Here is a 14,902-nt window from a genome sequence, read left to right on the forward strand (position 1 = left end):
TCAGGGAGCCCAGTAAATCTCGACCGGAGAGGCAGCCCTGCGCAACACGGCGCGGATCGGCATCTCTGTCTCGTCTCCTGCGGCTTCGGCCTTTTCCAGGACGTCCTTCTTGCTCTCGCCCTCGATATGGAGCACGAGCAGTCTTGCATCCTGGAGGCTGGAGAATGTAAAGGTCAGCCGCTCTTCGCCGGCCCCTTCCGCTTCCATCGTGATGACGCCGCGGGGCGTCTTCGAATCGAGCGCAATCCTGAGATTGTTGCCGCCCGGGAAGAAGGACGCCGTGTGGCCGTCTCCACCCATGCCGAGGATCACGACATCGAAGGGGTCGCCGACTTCCTTCGTCTTCTCCGTGGCAAGTACCGCGGCATCCTCGACCGAAGCCACACCATGATAGAGCGGCACGAAGCGTGCGGCTTTCGCGTTCTCCTGCAACAGATTGGTGTCGACCAGAAGGTGGTTTGACCGAGGATTGTCGGCGGGAACGAAACGTTCGTCGACAAGTGTGATCGTCACCTTATTCCAGTCAAGCGGGCGGGTCGAAAGGTCCTGGAAGAAGACTTTCGGTGTCGAACCGCCCGAGACGGCAATACTCGCAGCACCGCGTGCAGCAATAGCGGCCGAAAGAGCTTCGGCCACCCGATCTGCCAGACTGCGCGCCAGTTCCGCACCATTGGCAAAAGCATGCATATTCGCCACCATGATCTTATCCTAAACGTCGTCGTGCCAGGTGCGGCCGTCCCGCTCTATGAGCGCGATGGCCTGGCTTGGACCCCAGGTGCCGGCCGTATAGCCCTGCACCTGTTGGCCGGCCTCCTCCCATCCCTTCAGAATGGGATCGATCCACTCCCATGCGGCCTCCACCTCGTCCCGGCGCATGAACAGCGTCTGGTTGGATCGGATCACGTCCAGCAAAAGCCGCTCATAGGCATCCGGATTGCGGACGGCGAAGGATTGAGCAAAGCTCATGTCCAGCGAGACGTTGCGCAGGCGCATGCCGCCCGGACCCGGGTCCTTGATCATGAGGGACTGCTTGACGCCTTCATCCGGCTGCAGGCGGATGATGAGCTGGTTCGCGACGATACGGCCGGCGGCCTGATCGAAAATCGAATGCGGGATCGGCTTGAAGGTGATGACGATTTCCGAGACGCGTGCTGCGAGCCGCTTGCCGGTGCGGATATAGAAGGGAACGCCCGCCCAGCGCCAGTTGCCGATCTCCGCCTTGATGGCGACGAAGGTCTCGGTATTGGAGGCGCCACCTTCAAGCTCGTCGAGGTACCCCTTGACCGCTCCGCCCGCCGAGGCGCCGGCGCGATATTGACCGCGCACCGTCATCTGCTCCACGTTTCTGCCGTTGATCGGCTTGAGCGCCCGCAGAACCTTGAGTTTTTCATCGCGGACGGCTTCGGAATCCATGGACGATGGTACTTCCATCGCGACCAGGCAGAGGAGCTGCATGATGTGGTTCTGAACCATGTCACGCAGCGCGCCGGCCGTATCGTAATAGCCGGCGCGGCCCTCAAGGCCGACCGATTCTGCAACCGTGATCTGCACGTGATCGATGTGGTTTGCATTCCAGAGCGGCTCATAGAGCGCATTCGCGAAGCGCAGCGCCATCAGGTTCTGCACCGTCTCCTTGCCGAGGTAATGGTCGATGCGGAAAATCTGATCTTCGTGGAAAACTCTGCCGATCGTATCGTTGAGGACTCCGGCGGAAGCGAGATCGCGGCCGATCGGCTTTTCGACGACAATGCGGGTCGATTTCGTAATGAGCTTGTGGTCGCGGATCTTGTCCGAAATTGCTCCGAAAAGGGCAGGCGCGACGGCGAGATAAAAGGCGCGGACACGATCCTTTCCGTCGTCCAGGGTTTTCTTCAGGTCGTCCCAGCCCTGATCGGATCGCGCGTCCACGGATACATAGGAAAGCCGGCCGCAGAATTTTTCGACCTCAGCCTCGTCATATTCGCCTTTCTTGAGGTGCTCCTTGAGCGCGTCCTTGGCGAACTTGCGGTATTCCTCGTTGGAAAGAGTGCTGCGCGAGGCGCCGATGATACGGGTCGGCTCAGTGAACTGGCCCTCGGCCTGACGATGGTAGAGCGCTGGCAGAAGCTTTCTTTCGGCAAGATCTCCACTGCCGCCGAAAACGACGTAATCAAACGGCTCAACAGGAATGAACTGGCTGCTCATGCGGGTTTCTCTCAATCATCTTGGTTGGTGGCCGTTTTAATCTAATCGATTTAAAAAAGCCAGTGTGCATCGCAATGAATCTCGTCCCGTCCGGTTTTAGAGCGAAATTCCGCGAGAGGAAATCCGCCATTTCATCAAAACTTGTCGCGCAGCGCAAACCAGGACAACGCGAGGAAAAGCAGCGGCGTGCGCAGGCGTGCTCCCCCCGGAAACGGCGGCACGTCGAGAGCCTTGAAGAGATCAAGATCCGCGCTCTTTCCGAGAACCGTTTCGGCGTAGAGCTTGCCACAGTAATTTGACAGCATGACGCCATGGCCGGAATAACCGCCGATCGAGGTGACACCTGGCCTGACCTCGCGCACGAAAGGCTGGCGCGGCATGGTGATACCGACCGTGCCGCCCCAGGCATGCGTGATTTCAATGTCCTTCAATGCCGGATAGATCTCGCGGATCTGACGACGAATGTGCTCAGATATGTCGCGTGGATTATCGGCCGTATAGGCCTCTCGCCCGCCGAAGAGCAGGCGGCCGTCCTTCGATTTGCGAAAATAGCGCACCACGAACCGGGAGTCGGCAACCGCTTCGCAGCCAGGCAGTACCTGCGGATACCGGTAGAGCGGAATAGTCGCTCCGATGAACGAGCGGATCGGCATGACATGATTAGCCGTCACGGGCTCGAGATCGCCAATATGGCCGTTGCAGGCGATCAGCGCCCGATCCGCCGTGATCGTTCCGCGATTGGTGTCGATCGTGACCTTTCCTGCCGATTGGCCGATGGAGACCGCCTTCGTCATTTCGAACAGCCTGGCGCCCGCGTGATCGGCCACGCGTGCGAGCCCAATCAGCAGCTTCAGCGGTTGGATATGGCCGGTCCCCACGTCCCGCACGCCGCAAAAATAGCGCTTTGAGCCAAGCCTCTCATGCGTTTCGGCCTCGTCCATGAAGCGCAGATGCGGATAATTGTAGCGCAGAGCCGCAATCTCCGCGTTTTCGACATAGGCGCGCTTGTAACCCGGCTTGTGCGCCACATTCATCTGGCCGGGCACGTATTCGATGTCGATCTGGTGTTGCGTGGCGAAATCGAGAAGATAGCGTTTGGCGCGTTCGGCGAGATCGAAGAGGGCCTTGGAGCGCTCGTAGCCGAGCGTCTCCTCCATCTCCTCAGGCCACCAGCGCTGCCCCGTCCCGAGCTGGCCGCCGTTGCGTCCCGAAGCCCCGTCGCCAAATCGGTTGGCATCGATGAGCACGACGTCTACGCCGGCTGCGGCGAGGTGGTAAGCCGCCTGCAGACCGGTGTAGCCGCCGCCGATGATGGCGACATCGGCGCTGCGCGAGCCCTCCAGCGAGGGATAGGTCGGCCGCTCGCCGACCGTTGCCTGGTACCAGGATACGCCCGGTGCAATCGGGCTCTGCCAGGTCTTCTGCAAGGTCATGCGCGGCGCTCCTTCACACGTTGAGCAGAAGGAATTCCCGCTCCCAGGGACTGATCACCTGCATGAAAGTCTCGAATTCGCCGCGTTTGACGCCGGCATAGATGTCGATGAAATCCTTGCCGAACATCTCCTCGAAGGCGTCCTCATCCTCCATGAGCGCAATTGCTTCCAGAAGTCCGCGCGGCAGATCGATCGATCCCTCATTGGCGGCCTCCTCCGTCGGCGCGGTCGGCTCGATCTCCTTCATGATGCCGAGAAGGCCGGAGGCAAGCGAGGCCGCGAGCGCCAGATAGGGATTGGCGTCCGAGCTCGGCAGCCGGTTTTCGACCCGGCGGGCCTGGGGATCGGACACCGGCACGCGGAAAGCGGTGGTTCGGTTGTCGTAACCCCAGGCGTTGTTGACCGGGCAGGACATGTCCGGCGTCAGTCGGCGATAGGAGTTGACATAGGGCGCAAGCATGGAAAGCGCGCTCGGTACATATTTCTGCATGCCGCCGATGAAATGGAAGAACTCGCGCGAAGCCGATCCGTCTGGGTTGGAAAAGACATTCTTTCCCGTCTCGATATTCACCACGGACTGGTGGATATGCATCGCTGAGCCGGGCTGGCCCTGCATCGGCTTGGCCATGAAGGTTGCGTAAATGTCGTGCTTCAGGGCGGCCTCGCGAATGGTGCGCTTGAAGAGGAAGACCTGGTCGGCGAGTTCGATGGGATCGCCATGGCGCAGATTGATTTCGAGCTGTGCAGGGCCCTCTTCGTGGATCAGTGTGTCGATCTCCAGGCCCTGCTTTTCCGAAAAGTGATAGATGTCGTCTATCAGTTCGTCGAATTCGTTGATACCGGCAATCGAATATCCCTGTCCGCCCAGGATGGATCGGCCGGAGCGCCCTTTCGGAGGGCGCAGCGGATAGTCGGGATCGTCGTTCTTGGCGACCAGATAGAATTCGATCTCCGGTGCGACGACCGGCTTCCAGCCGCGCGCGCGGTAGAGCGACATGACGTGCTTCAGCACATTGCGCGGTGTGTAGGGCACTTCCTTGCCCTCGGAATTGACGACGTCGCAGATGACCTGCGCCGTCGGGTCGGTTTCCCACGGTACCACCGAAAGCGTGGAAAGATCGGGCATGAGCTTCAGGTCGCTGTCGCGCGGTTCGTAGCGGAAGCTTTCCGTCTCTTCCGGGTATTCGCCGGAAATCGTATGCCTGTAGATCGCAGAAGGCAGGGCAAGTGACGTGTTGGAGGTGAACTTCGACGTCGGCATCATTTTGCCGCGCGGCACGCCCGCAAGGTCCGGCGTGATGCACTCTATGTCCTCGATGCCGCGCGCGCGCAGCCATTGCGCTGCTTCCTTCCAGCTTGCCACGCCGCGTGCGGATCCGGGGTCCGGGGGTATCAGCGATTTGGCGAGAGTTCTGGCAGGCTTCAGCGTCGTTTTTTTCGGAGACATAAAACACCGATTTGCGTTGATCGTAATCGCCATCATAGCCGGAGTTTGGCAATTGGCGAGGGGAGGCGTCGTTGACTTTCACGGTTCGATAGAAAAGAAAGCGCCGTTTGCATGAAGGAAATGCGTTTTGATCAAGAGAAGCGATGTGATCGTCATCGGCGCGGGCGCCGCAGGCATGATGTGCGCCATTCGCGCGGGTAAGCGCGGGCGTTCCGTTACTGTCATCGATCATGCCGAGGCCCCGGGAGAAAAGATCCGCATTTCCGGGGGCGGCCGCTGCAACTTCACCAACATCCATACAAATCCGAAAAGCTTCCTTTCCGACAATCCGCATTTCTGCAAATCGGCATTGGCACGCTACACGCCGAAGGACTTCATTGCCCTTGTGGACCGTCATGGCATCGCCTGGCATGAAAAGACGCTTGGTCAGCTCTTTTGCGACAACAGTGCCAGGGACATCATCCGCATGCTCACCGACGAAATGCGGGCGGCAGGTGCGGCCCTTGCTCTGCGGACGAACGTCGAGACCGTGGAAAAGAGTGTCGACGGCTTTCGCGTGATGACATCGCAGGGGATCTACGAGTCCACATCGCTGGTGATCGCGACCGGCGGCAAGTCGATACCCAAGATGGGCGCCACCGGGTTTGCCTATCGCATCGCCGAACAGTTTTCCTTGTCACTCGTCGAGACGCGGCCCGGCCTGGTGCCGTTGACGCTCGAGCCGACATTGCTGCAGCGTCTGGCACCGCTCGCAGGCATTGCTGCATCGGCCGAGATCCGCCATGGCAAGACGGCCTTTCGGGAAGCGCTGCTTTTCACGCATCGCGGATTGAGCGGTCCGGCCATCCTTCAGATTTCGTCCTATTGGCGGGAAGGTGATGCGATCTCAATCTCCATCGAGCCCGAGCTCGACCTGTTCTCGCTGCTGAGGTCGGCGCGGCAGGCGAATGGTCGTCAATCGGTACAGACCGTGCTCGCCGAAACTCTGCCGAAGCGTCTCGCCCAATATTTCGTCGAAGGCGGTTCGGTTTCCGGCAATCTGGCCGATCAGCCGGACAAGGTCCTGCAACGGGTGGCGGCGGCCGTGCAGGACTGGTCGATCAAGCCCTCCGGGTCGGAAGGCTACCGCACGGCGGAGGTGACGCTTGGCGGGGTCGACACCGGCTGCCTCGATTCGCGCACGATGGAGGCTAAAGCCGTTCCAGGTCTCTTTTTTGTCGGCGAATGCATCGATGTGACGGGCTGGCTCGGTGGCTACAATTTCCAATGGGCGTGGTCGTCGGGATTCGTCGCCGGAGAATCTTTGTAAAAAGACACAAACTTCATTTTGAATATTCAAGACTTCTTAATAGAGCTGCGCCATCGTGTCTCAATGCCGGTGGTTTTTATCCTTCCTATATTAGTGCCATCGGCAGCCATTTGGACGGCATGTCGTAGTGAATTTTGAGTGAGATAAAGCAGATGAACAGGAATACTCGTCGCGCCCGCGCCATCGCAATTGCTGCAACACAGTCGAATGTAAAAGTCGCGATGTACCGTTTCCTGATGCTCGCGACGGGTGCGACCGCTGCCTGCATCGCCTTCCTTGCTCTTCGCGCAGTCTAATCGCCGACGCTTGTTTCGAGCCCGTGAACCATTTCGGTTCCGGGCGCGCTTGATCCCTGCAAGCTTGCGTTGTTCGAACGCGTTTGGCCGGACTTTGAAGTCTTCATTTCCCGCTACAATCGCTTATCTGAATATTAAGATATCCCCATCAGAATCCATGTCGAATAATCGGGCGACCTGACAATCAGGTCGACTGGCAATGACTGCCGCCTGACGTCAGGCCCCGATCTGGAAAATCATAGGTTGAGGAATTATGCACTCGGTCTGGGTCTATCGGACGCCGGAGGAGGAGTGGTGTCTGAAAGGCCATAACTGCGATGTTCATCGACAAGATTCTGTCCCGCTTCAAGATCAAGACGAAGGTGCTGATTTTTGTGGCGCCTTTCGTCGTCAGCATTTCCGCTGTCGGGCTCACCGGTCTTTATGCTTCAGGGCTCTTGCAGGGGCGGATGGAAATTTCCAACAGCGTGCTGCAGTCGCTGAGCGGGTTCAAGGATCTCTACTCGTCCATGGACGACTTTCTCCAGGTGACCAACGAGGAAGCCAGGGACAAGCTCTATGGCGATCTGAAGACGCAGAACGGCGTTCTCGATGCCACGCTGGCGCAGATCGGCACCGATGCTGCCGGCCGCGAGAGCCTTTCCGAGGCTTCCAGTCGCACGAAGAACATTTCCGATGTCGTGGGCAAGCTGTGGACGCTTCATGAGCAGGAAGTCGCACTCAACAAATCCATTGATGACCAGCAGAAGATTCTGATCGGCGGGCGGTTCAATCTCGATTTCGAGACAGAACAGCTTCAGGAATCGGTCCGCACCGATCAGGGCGCTGCAACGTCGAGCCTGAGATCCGCAGATCGCCTCCTGAAGGGCGGAGATCTTTTGGCAGCGGTTGCCGATGGCTATGACAAGGCTGGCACCGTCGCCGACAAGATGAGCCTCATCAAGCAGCAGCTGCCCGATATCGTGAAAACGCAGCGAACGATGACAAGCTTGCTTCCGAACACCCAGAAGACCATCAAGGACGCGTTCGTTTCCGGGGTCAAAAATCTGAAGACACTTTCCGAAACGCCGGAGCCGTCAGATGTTACGATGGCCCAGATTGCCGGCGTGCTGGCGGATTTCCGTCAGATCTCCGAAGCGGCCGAAAAGGCGGCAATCCAGAAGATGCGCGAGGCCACGCAGGCATTTGCCGTTCTTGATGCTCGGGTTATCCAGACAAACACCGTGATCGAGGATCGCCGACGCGTCGAGGAAGCCGTCTACACGCTTCAGCTCGTCCTCGCCGACTTCAAGGCCAAGCCCGACAAGAATAATCTGATCCGCCTGACCCAGGAAGTCCGCAGGCTGAATCAGAACCTGTCGATCATGCGCACCAGCGCGAACGGCATGGATTTCGCACCGCGCATCGCCGACACCATCCAGCCGGCCATCGATCGGATGCTGAGTGATGGCACGAAAGTCGTTGAGGCGATCAAACAGCGGGTAAGCGCCTATGCATCCGCTCGGCAGGAACTCGACACTATCTGGGCCAAGCTCACCGAGTTTGCCGAACTGCAGAAGCAGACGGCCGGCACCGAGCGGGTACAGGCCAATTCCATCTCCGTTCTCGCCACCGCAATCGGCATCGTCCTGTCGATCATCGGCGGCATCGCGCTGGTCCTCACGCTGCAGCGTCCGATCGGTCAGATTACCGGTGCAATGCGCCGTATTGCCGACGGCCTTCTGGAGACCTCGATTTCCGGCGAGCAGCGCCGCGATGAAATCGGAGACATCGCCCGTGCCTTGGGCGTCTTCAAGGAAAATGCGCTCGCCAAGATCCGCATCGAAGAAGAGAGCGAGGAGGAGCGCACCGCCGCAGACCATGAACGTCAGCGCAACGATGCGGAAAAGCGCGATCTCGATCGCCAGATCGATTTCGCCGTCAATCAGCTGGCAGCAGGCCTCGATCGCCTCGCACAGGGTGACATTTCCGTCACGATCGAAACACCTTTCACAGGCCGGCTGGAGCGGCTGCGGCAGGACTTCAACAGCTCGATGTCGCGTCTGCAGGGGACGATGCGACAGATCCGCGGCAACGTGGAAATGATCCAGGGCAACGGCAATCAGATGGCGCAGTCCGCCGAAGACCTGTCACGCCGCACCGAGCAGCAGGCTGCCTCGCTCGAGGAGACCGCCGCCGCCGTCGACCAGATCACCGTCACGGTTCGCTCGTCCGCCGAACGTGCCAAGGATGCCGATGTGATCGTTCGCGAGGCCAAGCGCAGTGCCGATGACTCCTCCTCCGTCGTAAGCAACGCGGTCGAAGCGATGGGGCGCATCGAGGAAGCTTCCCGTCAGATCGAGCAGATCATCGGCGTGATCGATGAAATCGCCTTCCAGACCAACCTGCTGGCGCTCAATGCCGGTATCGAGGCCGCACGCGCCGGTGAGGCCGGAAAGGGCTTTGCCGTCGTTGCCATGGAAGTGCGCGAACTGGCGCAGCGCTCCGCCGCTGCCGCCCAGGAGATCAAGGGGCTGATCAACAAGTCCAGCCGCGAAGTGACCTCCGGCTCTCAGTTCGTCCAGGAGGCGGGTACGGTTCTCGCGCATATCAGCCAGCAGATCGTCACCATCAGCCAGCATGTCGAGATGATTTCGCGCGCAAGCCAGGATCAGTCGAGCGCGCTGCAGGAGGTCAATGCCAGCGTCAACCAGATGGACCAGATGACCCAGAAGAACGCAGCCATGGTCGAGGAAACCACGGCTGCGAGCCGTGAACTCGCGGGCGAAGCCGATGCTCTCCTGGCGCTCATCCAGCAGTTCAGGATCGACGGTGATGGCGAGGATACGTCCTTCTATCGGGCGGCATAGATGCAGGCACCCCGCATCAAGTGAATTGACTTGGACGCAGCGGTCTGGCCGCTTTTGTATCAGGATCAAATAGATGACGGCTCCGGACATCCGGAGCCGTTGCTATATATAGACATCCGCTCGATGAATAAAACGAGTTTGCCAAAGTCTCGGAAAGCATGGCTGAACAACAGGATCCTTGATATATTTAAGGAGATCCTTTTGAAAGAAAATATTCCTTAACGCTTTCTCTTTAGTATGCATTAACTGACTTTGCTAAGGGAAAAATATGCGGCATTTTCTTTCGGGATCCATCGTGCGCCAAATCGTTGCGATTACGCTCGCCCTGCTCGTAATCAGCACGGCAGCCATCGTCGCCGTAACCTATTACAAACTCAGCGCCTATGTGATGGAAAGCGCGGTCTCCGATGCACGTGATGCAAGCCGCAGCATGGCGGTTCTCTATACGGCGGAAAATCAGGACGCCAAGCTCGAGATCCGCGACAACGTGCTTTCCGCTGTAACGGAAGAAAAGATTCCGACTTTTGCCAATCATTCGTTGGTTGATCGGACTGCCTTGTCGATTGCAGGCGTAGCCACGGTCTTCGAGAAGCAGGGCAATGATTACGTCCGCATGTCGACAAACCTCAAAAAGGAAAATGGCGACCGTGCCACGGGGACCAAGCTCGCCCCCGACCATCCTGCCCAAGCCGTGCTTGCGAGGGGAGACGCCTATTACGGTCCCGCGGATCTCTTCGGGCGCAAATACATGACCGGCTATTTCCCGCTCAAGAATGCAGCGGGTGCCAATACCGGCATTCTGTTCATCGGCATTCCGATGGAGGTCTATTTCGAGCGGCTGACCCATCTTCAGGTCATGGTGATTGGTGCAGGCATCAGCGTCATGCTTCTTGTCTGTCTCCTTGGCTTCTTTGCGATCCGCGCCTCCATCAGACCGCTCGGGGTGCTGACCGGAACCGTAAACCGGATGGCCGCAGGGGATCTTTCAAGCGATATTCCCTATACCGGAAAGCGGAACGAATTCGGCGACATCGCCCGCGCCCTCTCGCTGTTTCGCGACAACGCGCAAGCCAAGCTGGAGATCGAGGCCCGCAGCGCCGCTCAGCGTCTCGAAGCCGATGAAGAGCGCGCCCGCAACGATGCCGAAAAGCAGTCGCTCGACGACCAAATCAACTTCGCGGTCGGTCAGCTGGGCGCGGGTCTTAAACGGCTGGCGCATGGCGATCTCTCGGAGACCATCGATACGCCCTTTGCCGGCCGGCTGGAGCAATTGCGCTCGGACTTCAACGGTTCGCTCCTGCGCCTTCAGGATAGCCTCGGCCGCATTCGCGAGAACGCCCGCTCGATCCAGGACAACAGCGGCGAGATGCTGAATTCGGCCGCCGAACTGTCGAAGCGCACCGAGGCTCAGGCGGCCTCGCTGGAAGAGACTGCAGCCGCCGTAGACGAGATCACCGCCACTGTCCGATCTTCGGCCGGGCGTGCCCGTGAAGCCAATGACGCGGTTGCCGCCACCAAGAAGACGGCTGACAATTCGGGTACGGTTGTCGGCAAGGCCGTCGACGCGATGAACCGTATCGAAGAGGCGTCGCAGAAGATCGAGCAGATCATCGAGGTGATCGACGACATCGCTTTCCAGACCAACCTGTTGGCGCTGAATGCAGGCATCGAAGCTGCCCGCGCTGGTGAGGCGGGCAAGGGCTTCGCGGTCGTGGCCCAGGAGGTGCGCGAACTGGCGCAGCGCTCCGCCGAAGCCGCCCGCGAGATCAAGGACCTCATCAATCGCTCGACCGCCGAGGTGACCGCCGGATCCGAGCTGGTTCGCGAAACCGGCAGCGTGCTTGCATCGATCAGCAATGAGATCACCGCTGTCAGCAAGCACGTCGAAACCATCGCAACGGCAAGCCACGACCAGTCGGCGGCCCTGCAGGAGATCAACGGATCCGTGAATGCCATGGATCAGATGACGCAGAAGAACGCCTCGATGGTGGAGCAGACGACGGAGGCAAGCCGCCGGCTCGCGAGCGATGCGGATGCCCTGATGACTCTGGTAGCGCAGTTCCGATTGCAGGCGTCATCGAATTCCTATGTCCGACGGGCAAGTGCTGCAGCCTGATCACAGCGCGAGCAGCAATCTTCGCTGCTTCGTTGAAGAAGCTTCGCTGCGCCCCGTCGGAGGCGCCCCCACGCGAGCAGGCGATTCAAAGCTGAGCGGTAGAGTAACGCGAGATGCGGTTCGCCGAAATCCTCGTAGAAGGCATCGTCACTTTTTTGCCAGCGGCTCTGGGCGATATGGTGCTGCAATTGCATGAGCTGGAGAAACATGAGCTGATCAAACATGGGATGTCCTTTTTTTGAGACATCTCTCCAACTACACATCAAAATCGTATTTATAAACGCTGAAAATCGCGCTACCTTTTTCAGAAATGAAAAGCGCAGATTGGGATCTTTATCAACTGTTCATGGCGGTTGCGCGCGGCGGCGGGCTGTCAGCCGCAGCATCAATGAGCGGCCCCAGCCCGGCGACCGTCGGTCGACGCATGCTCGACCTCGAGCAACAGATCGGACGTCCGCTCTTTCTGCGCAGCCAGACCGGCTACCGCCTCACCAGAGACGGGCAAGCCCTGTTTGATCAACTGCTTGAAATGGAGGCGGCAGCCCGCAGGATCGATGCATGGCAGCGGGGCGCATCCGGTTCGGCGATCGTGCGCATCGCCACGGGAACATGGGTCGGCTGGCTGCTCAGCCAGAACATGCCGGCAATCTGCTCCGAGCGTGACGACTTCCGCCTGGATCTCTTTCTTGCCGAACGCCGGGCACTTCTGGCCCATCGCGAAAGCGATATCGGCATTCGCGCTTTCGAACCGGAAGAAACCAATCTCGCTTCAGTCAAGACAGGCGACGTTGCCTATGCCGCATATCGAGCCCGCAATTCAAGACCGGCCGGCGAAGAGCGATGGATCGCCGTGAGCGAGGACGAGGCGATATCAGCTTATCTGCGCTGGCCATACGAAAACCGTCGCAATCAGATGGCGCTGACCGTCAATCGGCCCCGCTCCCTGCGTGACCTCGTCCTCGCCGGTGGGGGCGTTGCGGTGCTGCCTTGCTTTGTGGGTGATATCGAGCCGCGGCTGGAGTGCGCAGGAGAGGAGATTGCCAGCCTCCGTCACCAGCAATGGATCGTGACGAACAACGAGGATCGGCACCGACGCGAAATCAGGACGGTGCTCGACCGCATGACAAAGCTCCTGAAAAGCTATGCCGATCTATTTGCCGGAAAGCGCCCGAATCCGAGTTGAATCCGTTTCCTGCTCCTGCCGTTTGTTATGGCCGTAACCAAATGGCAGCCTCTTGTAAGACAGCGATAATCCTGCGGGCGATAGATCAAAGCTCGGTGGATTGGTTAGAGGGCGGGCATCTCGATGATGACAGGTCTCAATGAGGCTAAGGCATTCTGGTCCAAACGCATCGCCGATGCGAAAGCACGCATAAGCGGTGATGAATTGAAGGAGCGCGTCAGCGACTACCCTGCTCCCCTGGAATTTCTTGCGCGCTTGCAGTCAAAACAAGACAAAGACGGGTTTGCGGTGATCGGTGAGATCGGTAAACCCGATATAGCGATATCGCTGTTCGACCCCACGGAACTGGCAAGGGCCTATGAATTAGGCGGGGCGGCCGGCCTTGCAATCATCTCGGATTGTGCAACGAGCGAGCGTGACCTGTGGCAACTGCAGTTGGCGAGAGGGGCGACCAGGCTCCCCGTCTTGTGCGGTGATCTCATGCTTGATCCCTATCAGATTTACCAGGCGCGTAGTTGGGGCGCTGATTGCATTTGCCTCAACGTGGATGCTGTCGCTGATCCCGTTGCACAACTCCTCGAGCGGGAAGCCCGTGACCTTGCAATGGAAATTATTGTCGAAATAAGCAATCAGCAGGGCCTGGCTCGTGCCGTGCAGCTGGGCGCGCGCCTGCTATGCATCAATCAAGTGGACCTCGCGGTTTCGGAGCGCCTGACCAAGGACGCGCCAAGCCGCTTCTTCGTCGTGAGCAGGGGAGCGAACTACAACCACATGGGCTGCCTGCGTCTAGCGCAGTCCGATATCGGCGCGATTGTGATGAACGAGAGCCGTGCACTTCCGCGCGATGCCGCAATCGCAATGGAAAGGGTAATTCAGGGTCATCTGGCCGGCTGAATGCGATGGCGCCGTGTGTCTTGCAAGGCGCACCAAGATCGTCTCAGGAAATCAGCAGCCGCACGAGACCGACCTGGCTGTTGACGCCGAGTTTGCCATAGGCGCTCTTCAATTGGGAGCGAGCCGTTTCGTAGCTGACTTCGTTGGCGATGGCGATTTCGCGCAGGGAAAGCCCCGCGGCGATACCGGAGGCGACCCGGATCTCGGCGGCCGTAAGCCGATATCGCTGTGCGAGATTATGCTCCTGCTGTGGGGACACGCATCCGCTCATGGGCTCGATAATGAGGGCCACGGTCGGTCCCTCGATGAAATCCAGGATCAGATCCGACTGCAGCCTGACGAGCGTGCATTTGAAAGCGCCCTTTATGCCTTTGACGATCTCGGTCAGCAAGCCTGAGGTCCTCGGCGCTGTCCGCGATGTCAGTGCTGCCAGGGCCGCATTGATAGTCTCGTTGCGAAATATCAGGCGGTTCGTCTGCGTGATCGTGACGTCGGTCAGCACAGGAAGCAATTGCTGAGCGGCCGCATTCATCGAACGGATCTTCTGCTCCTCGGTAAGGTAGACCAGACCGACGCCGATCGCGTCGAACAGGGCGCTGCCCATTTCGCAGCTCTGCGACGCGTTCCTATCCTCACGCAGAAAATTGAAGGCGCGCCTCAAATGCGGCGCCAGGTCGGATAGAAGCTCCGCATTGACGCGGTTGAATTCCAGGTCGTTTGAGGATGTGAGGACCGCCAGATTGAAGGAGCGGGCCTGCTCGCGCATGACCGTGACGCCGACGCTGTTTTCGCAGCCGATGCCTCGGATGAAATCCTGATAGAACTCGGTCTTGGTAAGAGCCTTCCGATCAAGCATCTGCTCGGCGATGACACCAACTCCGATCGGGCGTACAGCCGCACGCGGCATCCAGGGATTAAGCCTGTAATAGTATTGGTTGTAGTTTTCGACATCCTCGGGTTCAAAGCCGGACGTCAAGGAGAGGCCGCCTGCCTGCGCAACAGAATCATGAAAGAAAAGCGTCGATTTTCCGTTCGGCATCGTGGCGGTGAGCGCATCGAGAAAATGCTGCCAGGTGGTTTCGCCGAACAATGCGCTATAGATCAGATCCTTCAGCGGTTCGAACTGTTCATCGGATGAAATTGCCGACATGCCCTGCGCCCCCTGGGCCATAATGACCGCAGGAGTAGAAC

Annotated in this window: 12 protein-coding genes; 7 read left to right on the top strand and 5 right to left on the bottom strand. The window is 59.0% G+C overall.

Annotation, left to right across the window (positions count from 1 at the left end):
- The 4 genes from pgl to AAE029_RS17690 all read right to left on the bottom strand — a co-directional run bounded on the left by pgl (position 1) and on the right by AAE029_RS17690 (position 5,064).
- Positions 1 to 699, bottom strand: coding sequence for a 6-phosphogluconolactonase (gene pgl, locus AAE029_RS17675; protein ID WP_371074183.1), 699 nt, complete (start codon positions 697 to 699; stop codon positions 1 to 3).
- Between the two features lie 9 nt (positions 700 to 708).
- Complete coding sequence (gene zwf, locus AAE029_RS17680) at positions 709 to 2,184, bottom strand: glucose-6-phosphate dehydrogenase (RefSeq protein WP_371074184.1); 1,476 nt, start codon at positions 2,182 to 2,184, stop codon at positions 709 to 711.
- Positions 2,185 to 2,318: 134 nt separating this feature from the next.
- Positions 2,319 to 3,617, bottom strand: coding sequence for an NAD(P)/FAD-dependent oxidoreductase (locus tag AAE029_RS17685; protein ID WP_371074185.1), 1,299 nt, complete (start codon positions 3,615 to 3,617; stop codon positions 2,319 to 2,321).
- 13 nt (positions 3,618 to 3,630) lie between these two features.
- Entirely contained in the window at positions 3,631 to 5,064 is a 1,434-nt protein-coding gene (locus AAE029_RS17690; RefSeq protein ID WP_371074186.1) for a glutamine synthetase family protein, read from the bottom strand.
- A gap of 127 nt (positions 5,065 to 5,191) precedes the next feature.
- Here AAE029_RS17690 and AAE029_RS17695 point away from each other — a divergent pair, with 127 nt between their 5' ends.
- From AAE029_RS17695 to AAE029_RS17725, 7 genes are all read left to right on the top strand, one after another.
- On the top strand, positions 5,192 to 6,373 hold the full coding sequence (locus tag AAE029_RS17695) for an NAD(P)/FAD-dependent oxidoreductase (protein ID WP_371074187.1): 1,182 nt from the start codon (positions 5,192 to 5,194) through the stop codon (positions 6,371 to 6,373).
- Between the two features lie 152 nt (positions 6,374 to 6,525).
- Positions 6,526 to 6,669: a hypothetical protein gene (locus AAE029_RS17700; protein ID WP_371074188.1), complete on the top strand. Its 144-nt coding sequence runs from the start codon at positions 6,526 to 6,528 to the stop codon at positions 6,667 to 6,669.
- Positions 6,670 to 6,986: 317 nt separating this feature from the next.
- Complete coding sequence (locus tag AAE029_RS17705) at positions 6,987 to 9,518, top strand: methyl-accepting chemotaxis protein (protein ID WP_371074189.1); 2,532 nt, start codon at positions 6,987 to 6,989, stop codon at positions 9,516 to 9,518.
- A gap of 268 nt (positions 9,519 to 9,786) precedes the next feature.
- A complete protein-coding gene (locus AAE029_RS17710; RefSeq protein WP_371074190.1) occupies positions 9,787 to 11,634 on the top strand; it encodes a methyl-accepting chemotaxis protein in 1,848 nt (615 codons plus the stop codon).
- 113 nt (positions 11,635 to 11,747) lie between these two features.
- Positions 11,748 to 11,876 carry a hypothetical protein gene (locus AAE029_RS17715; RefSeq protein ID WP_371074191.1) on the top strand — a complete coding sequence of 43 codons (129 nt, stop codon included), beginning with the start codon at positions 11,748 to 11,750 and terminating at the stop codon, positions 11,874 to 11,876.
- Positions 11,877 to 11,944: 68 nt separating this feature from the next.
- Entirely contained in the window at positions 11,945 to 12,817 is an 873-nt protein-coding gene (locus AAE029_RS17720) for a LysR family transcriptional regulator (RefSeq protein ID WP_371074192.1), read from the top strand.
- A gap of 123 nt (positions 12,818 to 12,940) precedes the next feature.
- On the top strand, positions 12,941 to 13,711 hold the full coding sequence (locus AAE029_RS17725; RefSeq protein ID WP_371074193.1) for an indole-3-glycerol-phosphate synthase TrpC: 771 nt from the start codon (positions 12,941 to 12,943) through the stop codon (positions 13,709 to 13,711).
- A 43-nt stretch (positions 13,712 to 13,754) separates the two neighbouring features.
- On the opposite strand, the gene AAE029_RS17730 is transcribed toward AAE029_RS17725, so the two are convergent.
- A complete protein-coding gene (locus tag AAE029_RS17730) occupies positions 13,755 to 14,861 on the bottom strand; it encodes a helix-turn-helix transcriptional regulator (RefSeq protein ID WP_371074194.1) in 1,107 nt (368 codons plus the stop codon).
- Positions 14,862 to 14,902 lie beyond the last annotated feature (41 nt).

Origin of the sequence: Sinorhizobium sp. CB7, from assembly GCF_041357635.1 — a bacterium.
Lineage (GTDB): Bacteria > Pseudomonadota > Alphaproteobacteria > Rhizobiales > Rhizobiaceae > Rhizobium.

Coding starts and splice junctions, on each gene's coding strand:
- AAE029_RS17685 (WP_371074185.1), bottom strand. CDS start 3,617: ATGACCTTGCAGAAGACCTGGCAGAGCCCGATTGCACCGGGCGTATCC.
- AAE029_RS17700 (WP_371074188.1), top strand. CDS start 6,526: ATGAACAGGAATACTCGTCGCGCCCGCGCCATCGCAATTGCTGCAACA.
- pgl (WP_371074183.1), bottom strand. CDS start 699: ATGGTGGCGAATATGCATGCTTTTGCCAATGGTGCGGAACTGGCGCGC.
- AAE029_RS17710 (WP_371074190.1), top strand. CDS start 9,787: ATGCGGCATTTTCTTTCGGGATCCATCGTGCGCCAAATCGTTGCGATT.
- zwf (WP_371074184.1), bottom strand. CDS start 2,184: ATGAGCAGCCAGTTCATTCCTGTTGAGCCGTTTGATTACGTCGTTTTC.
- AAE029_RS17705 (WP_371074189.1), top strand. CDS start 6,987: ATGTTCATCGACAAGATTCTGTCCCGCTTCAAGATCAAGACGAAGGTG.
- AAE029_RS17720 (WP_371074192.1), top strand. CDS start 11,945: ATGAAAAGCGCAGATTGGGATCTTTATCAACTGTTCATGGCGGTTGCG.
- AAE029_RS17715 (WP_371074191.1), top strand. CDS start 11,748: ATGCGGTTCGCCGAAATCCTCGTAGAAGGCATCGTCACTTTTTTGCCA.
- AAE029_RS17725 (WP_371074193.1), top strand. CDS start 12,941: ATGATGACAGGTCTCAATGAGGCTAAGGCATTCTGGTCCAAACGCATC.
- AAE029_RS17730 (WP_371074194.1), bottom strand. CDS start 14,861: ATGTCGGCAATTTCATCCGATGAACAGTTCGAACCGCTGAAGGATCTG.
- AAE029_RS17690 (WP_371074186.1), bottom strand. CDS start 5,064: ATGTCTCCGAAAAAAACGACGCTGAAGCCTGCCAGAACTCTCGCCAAA.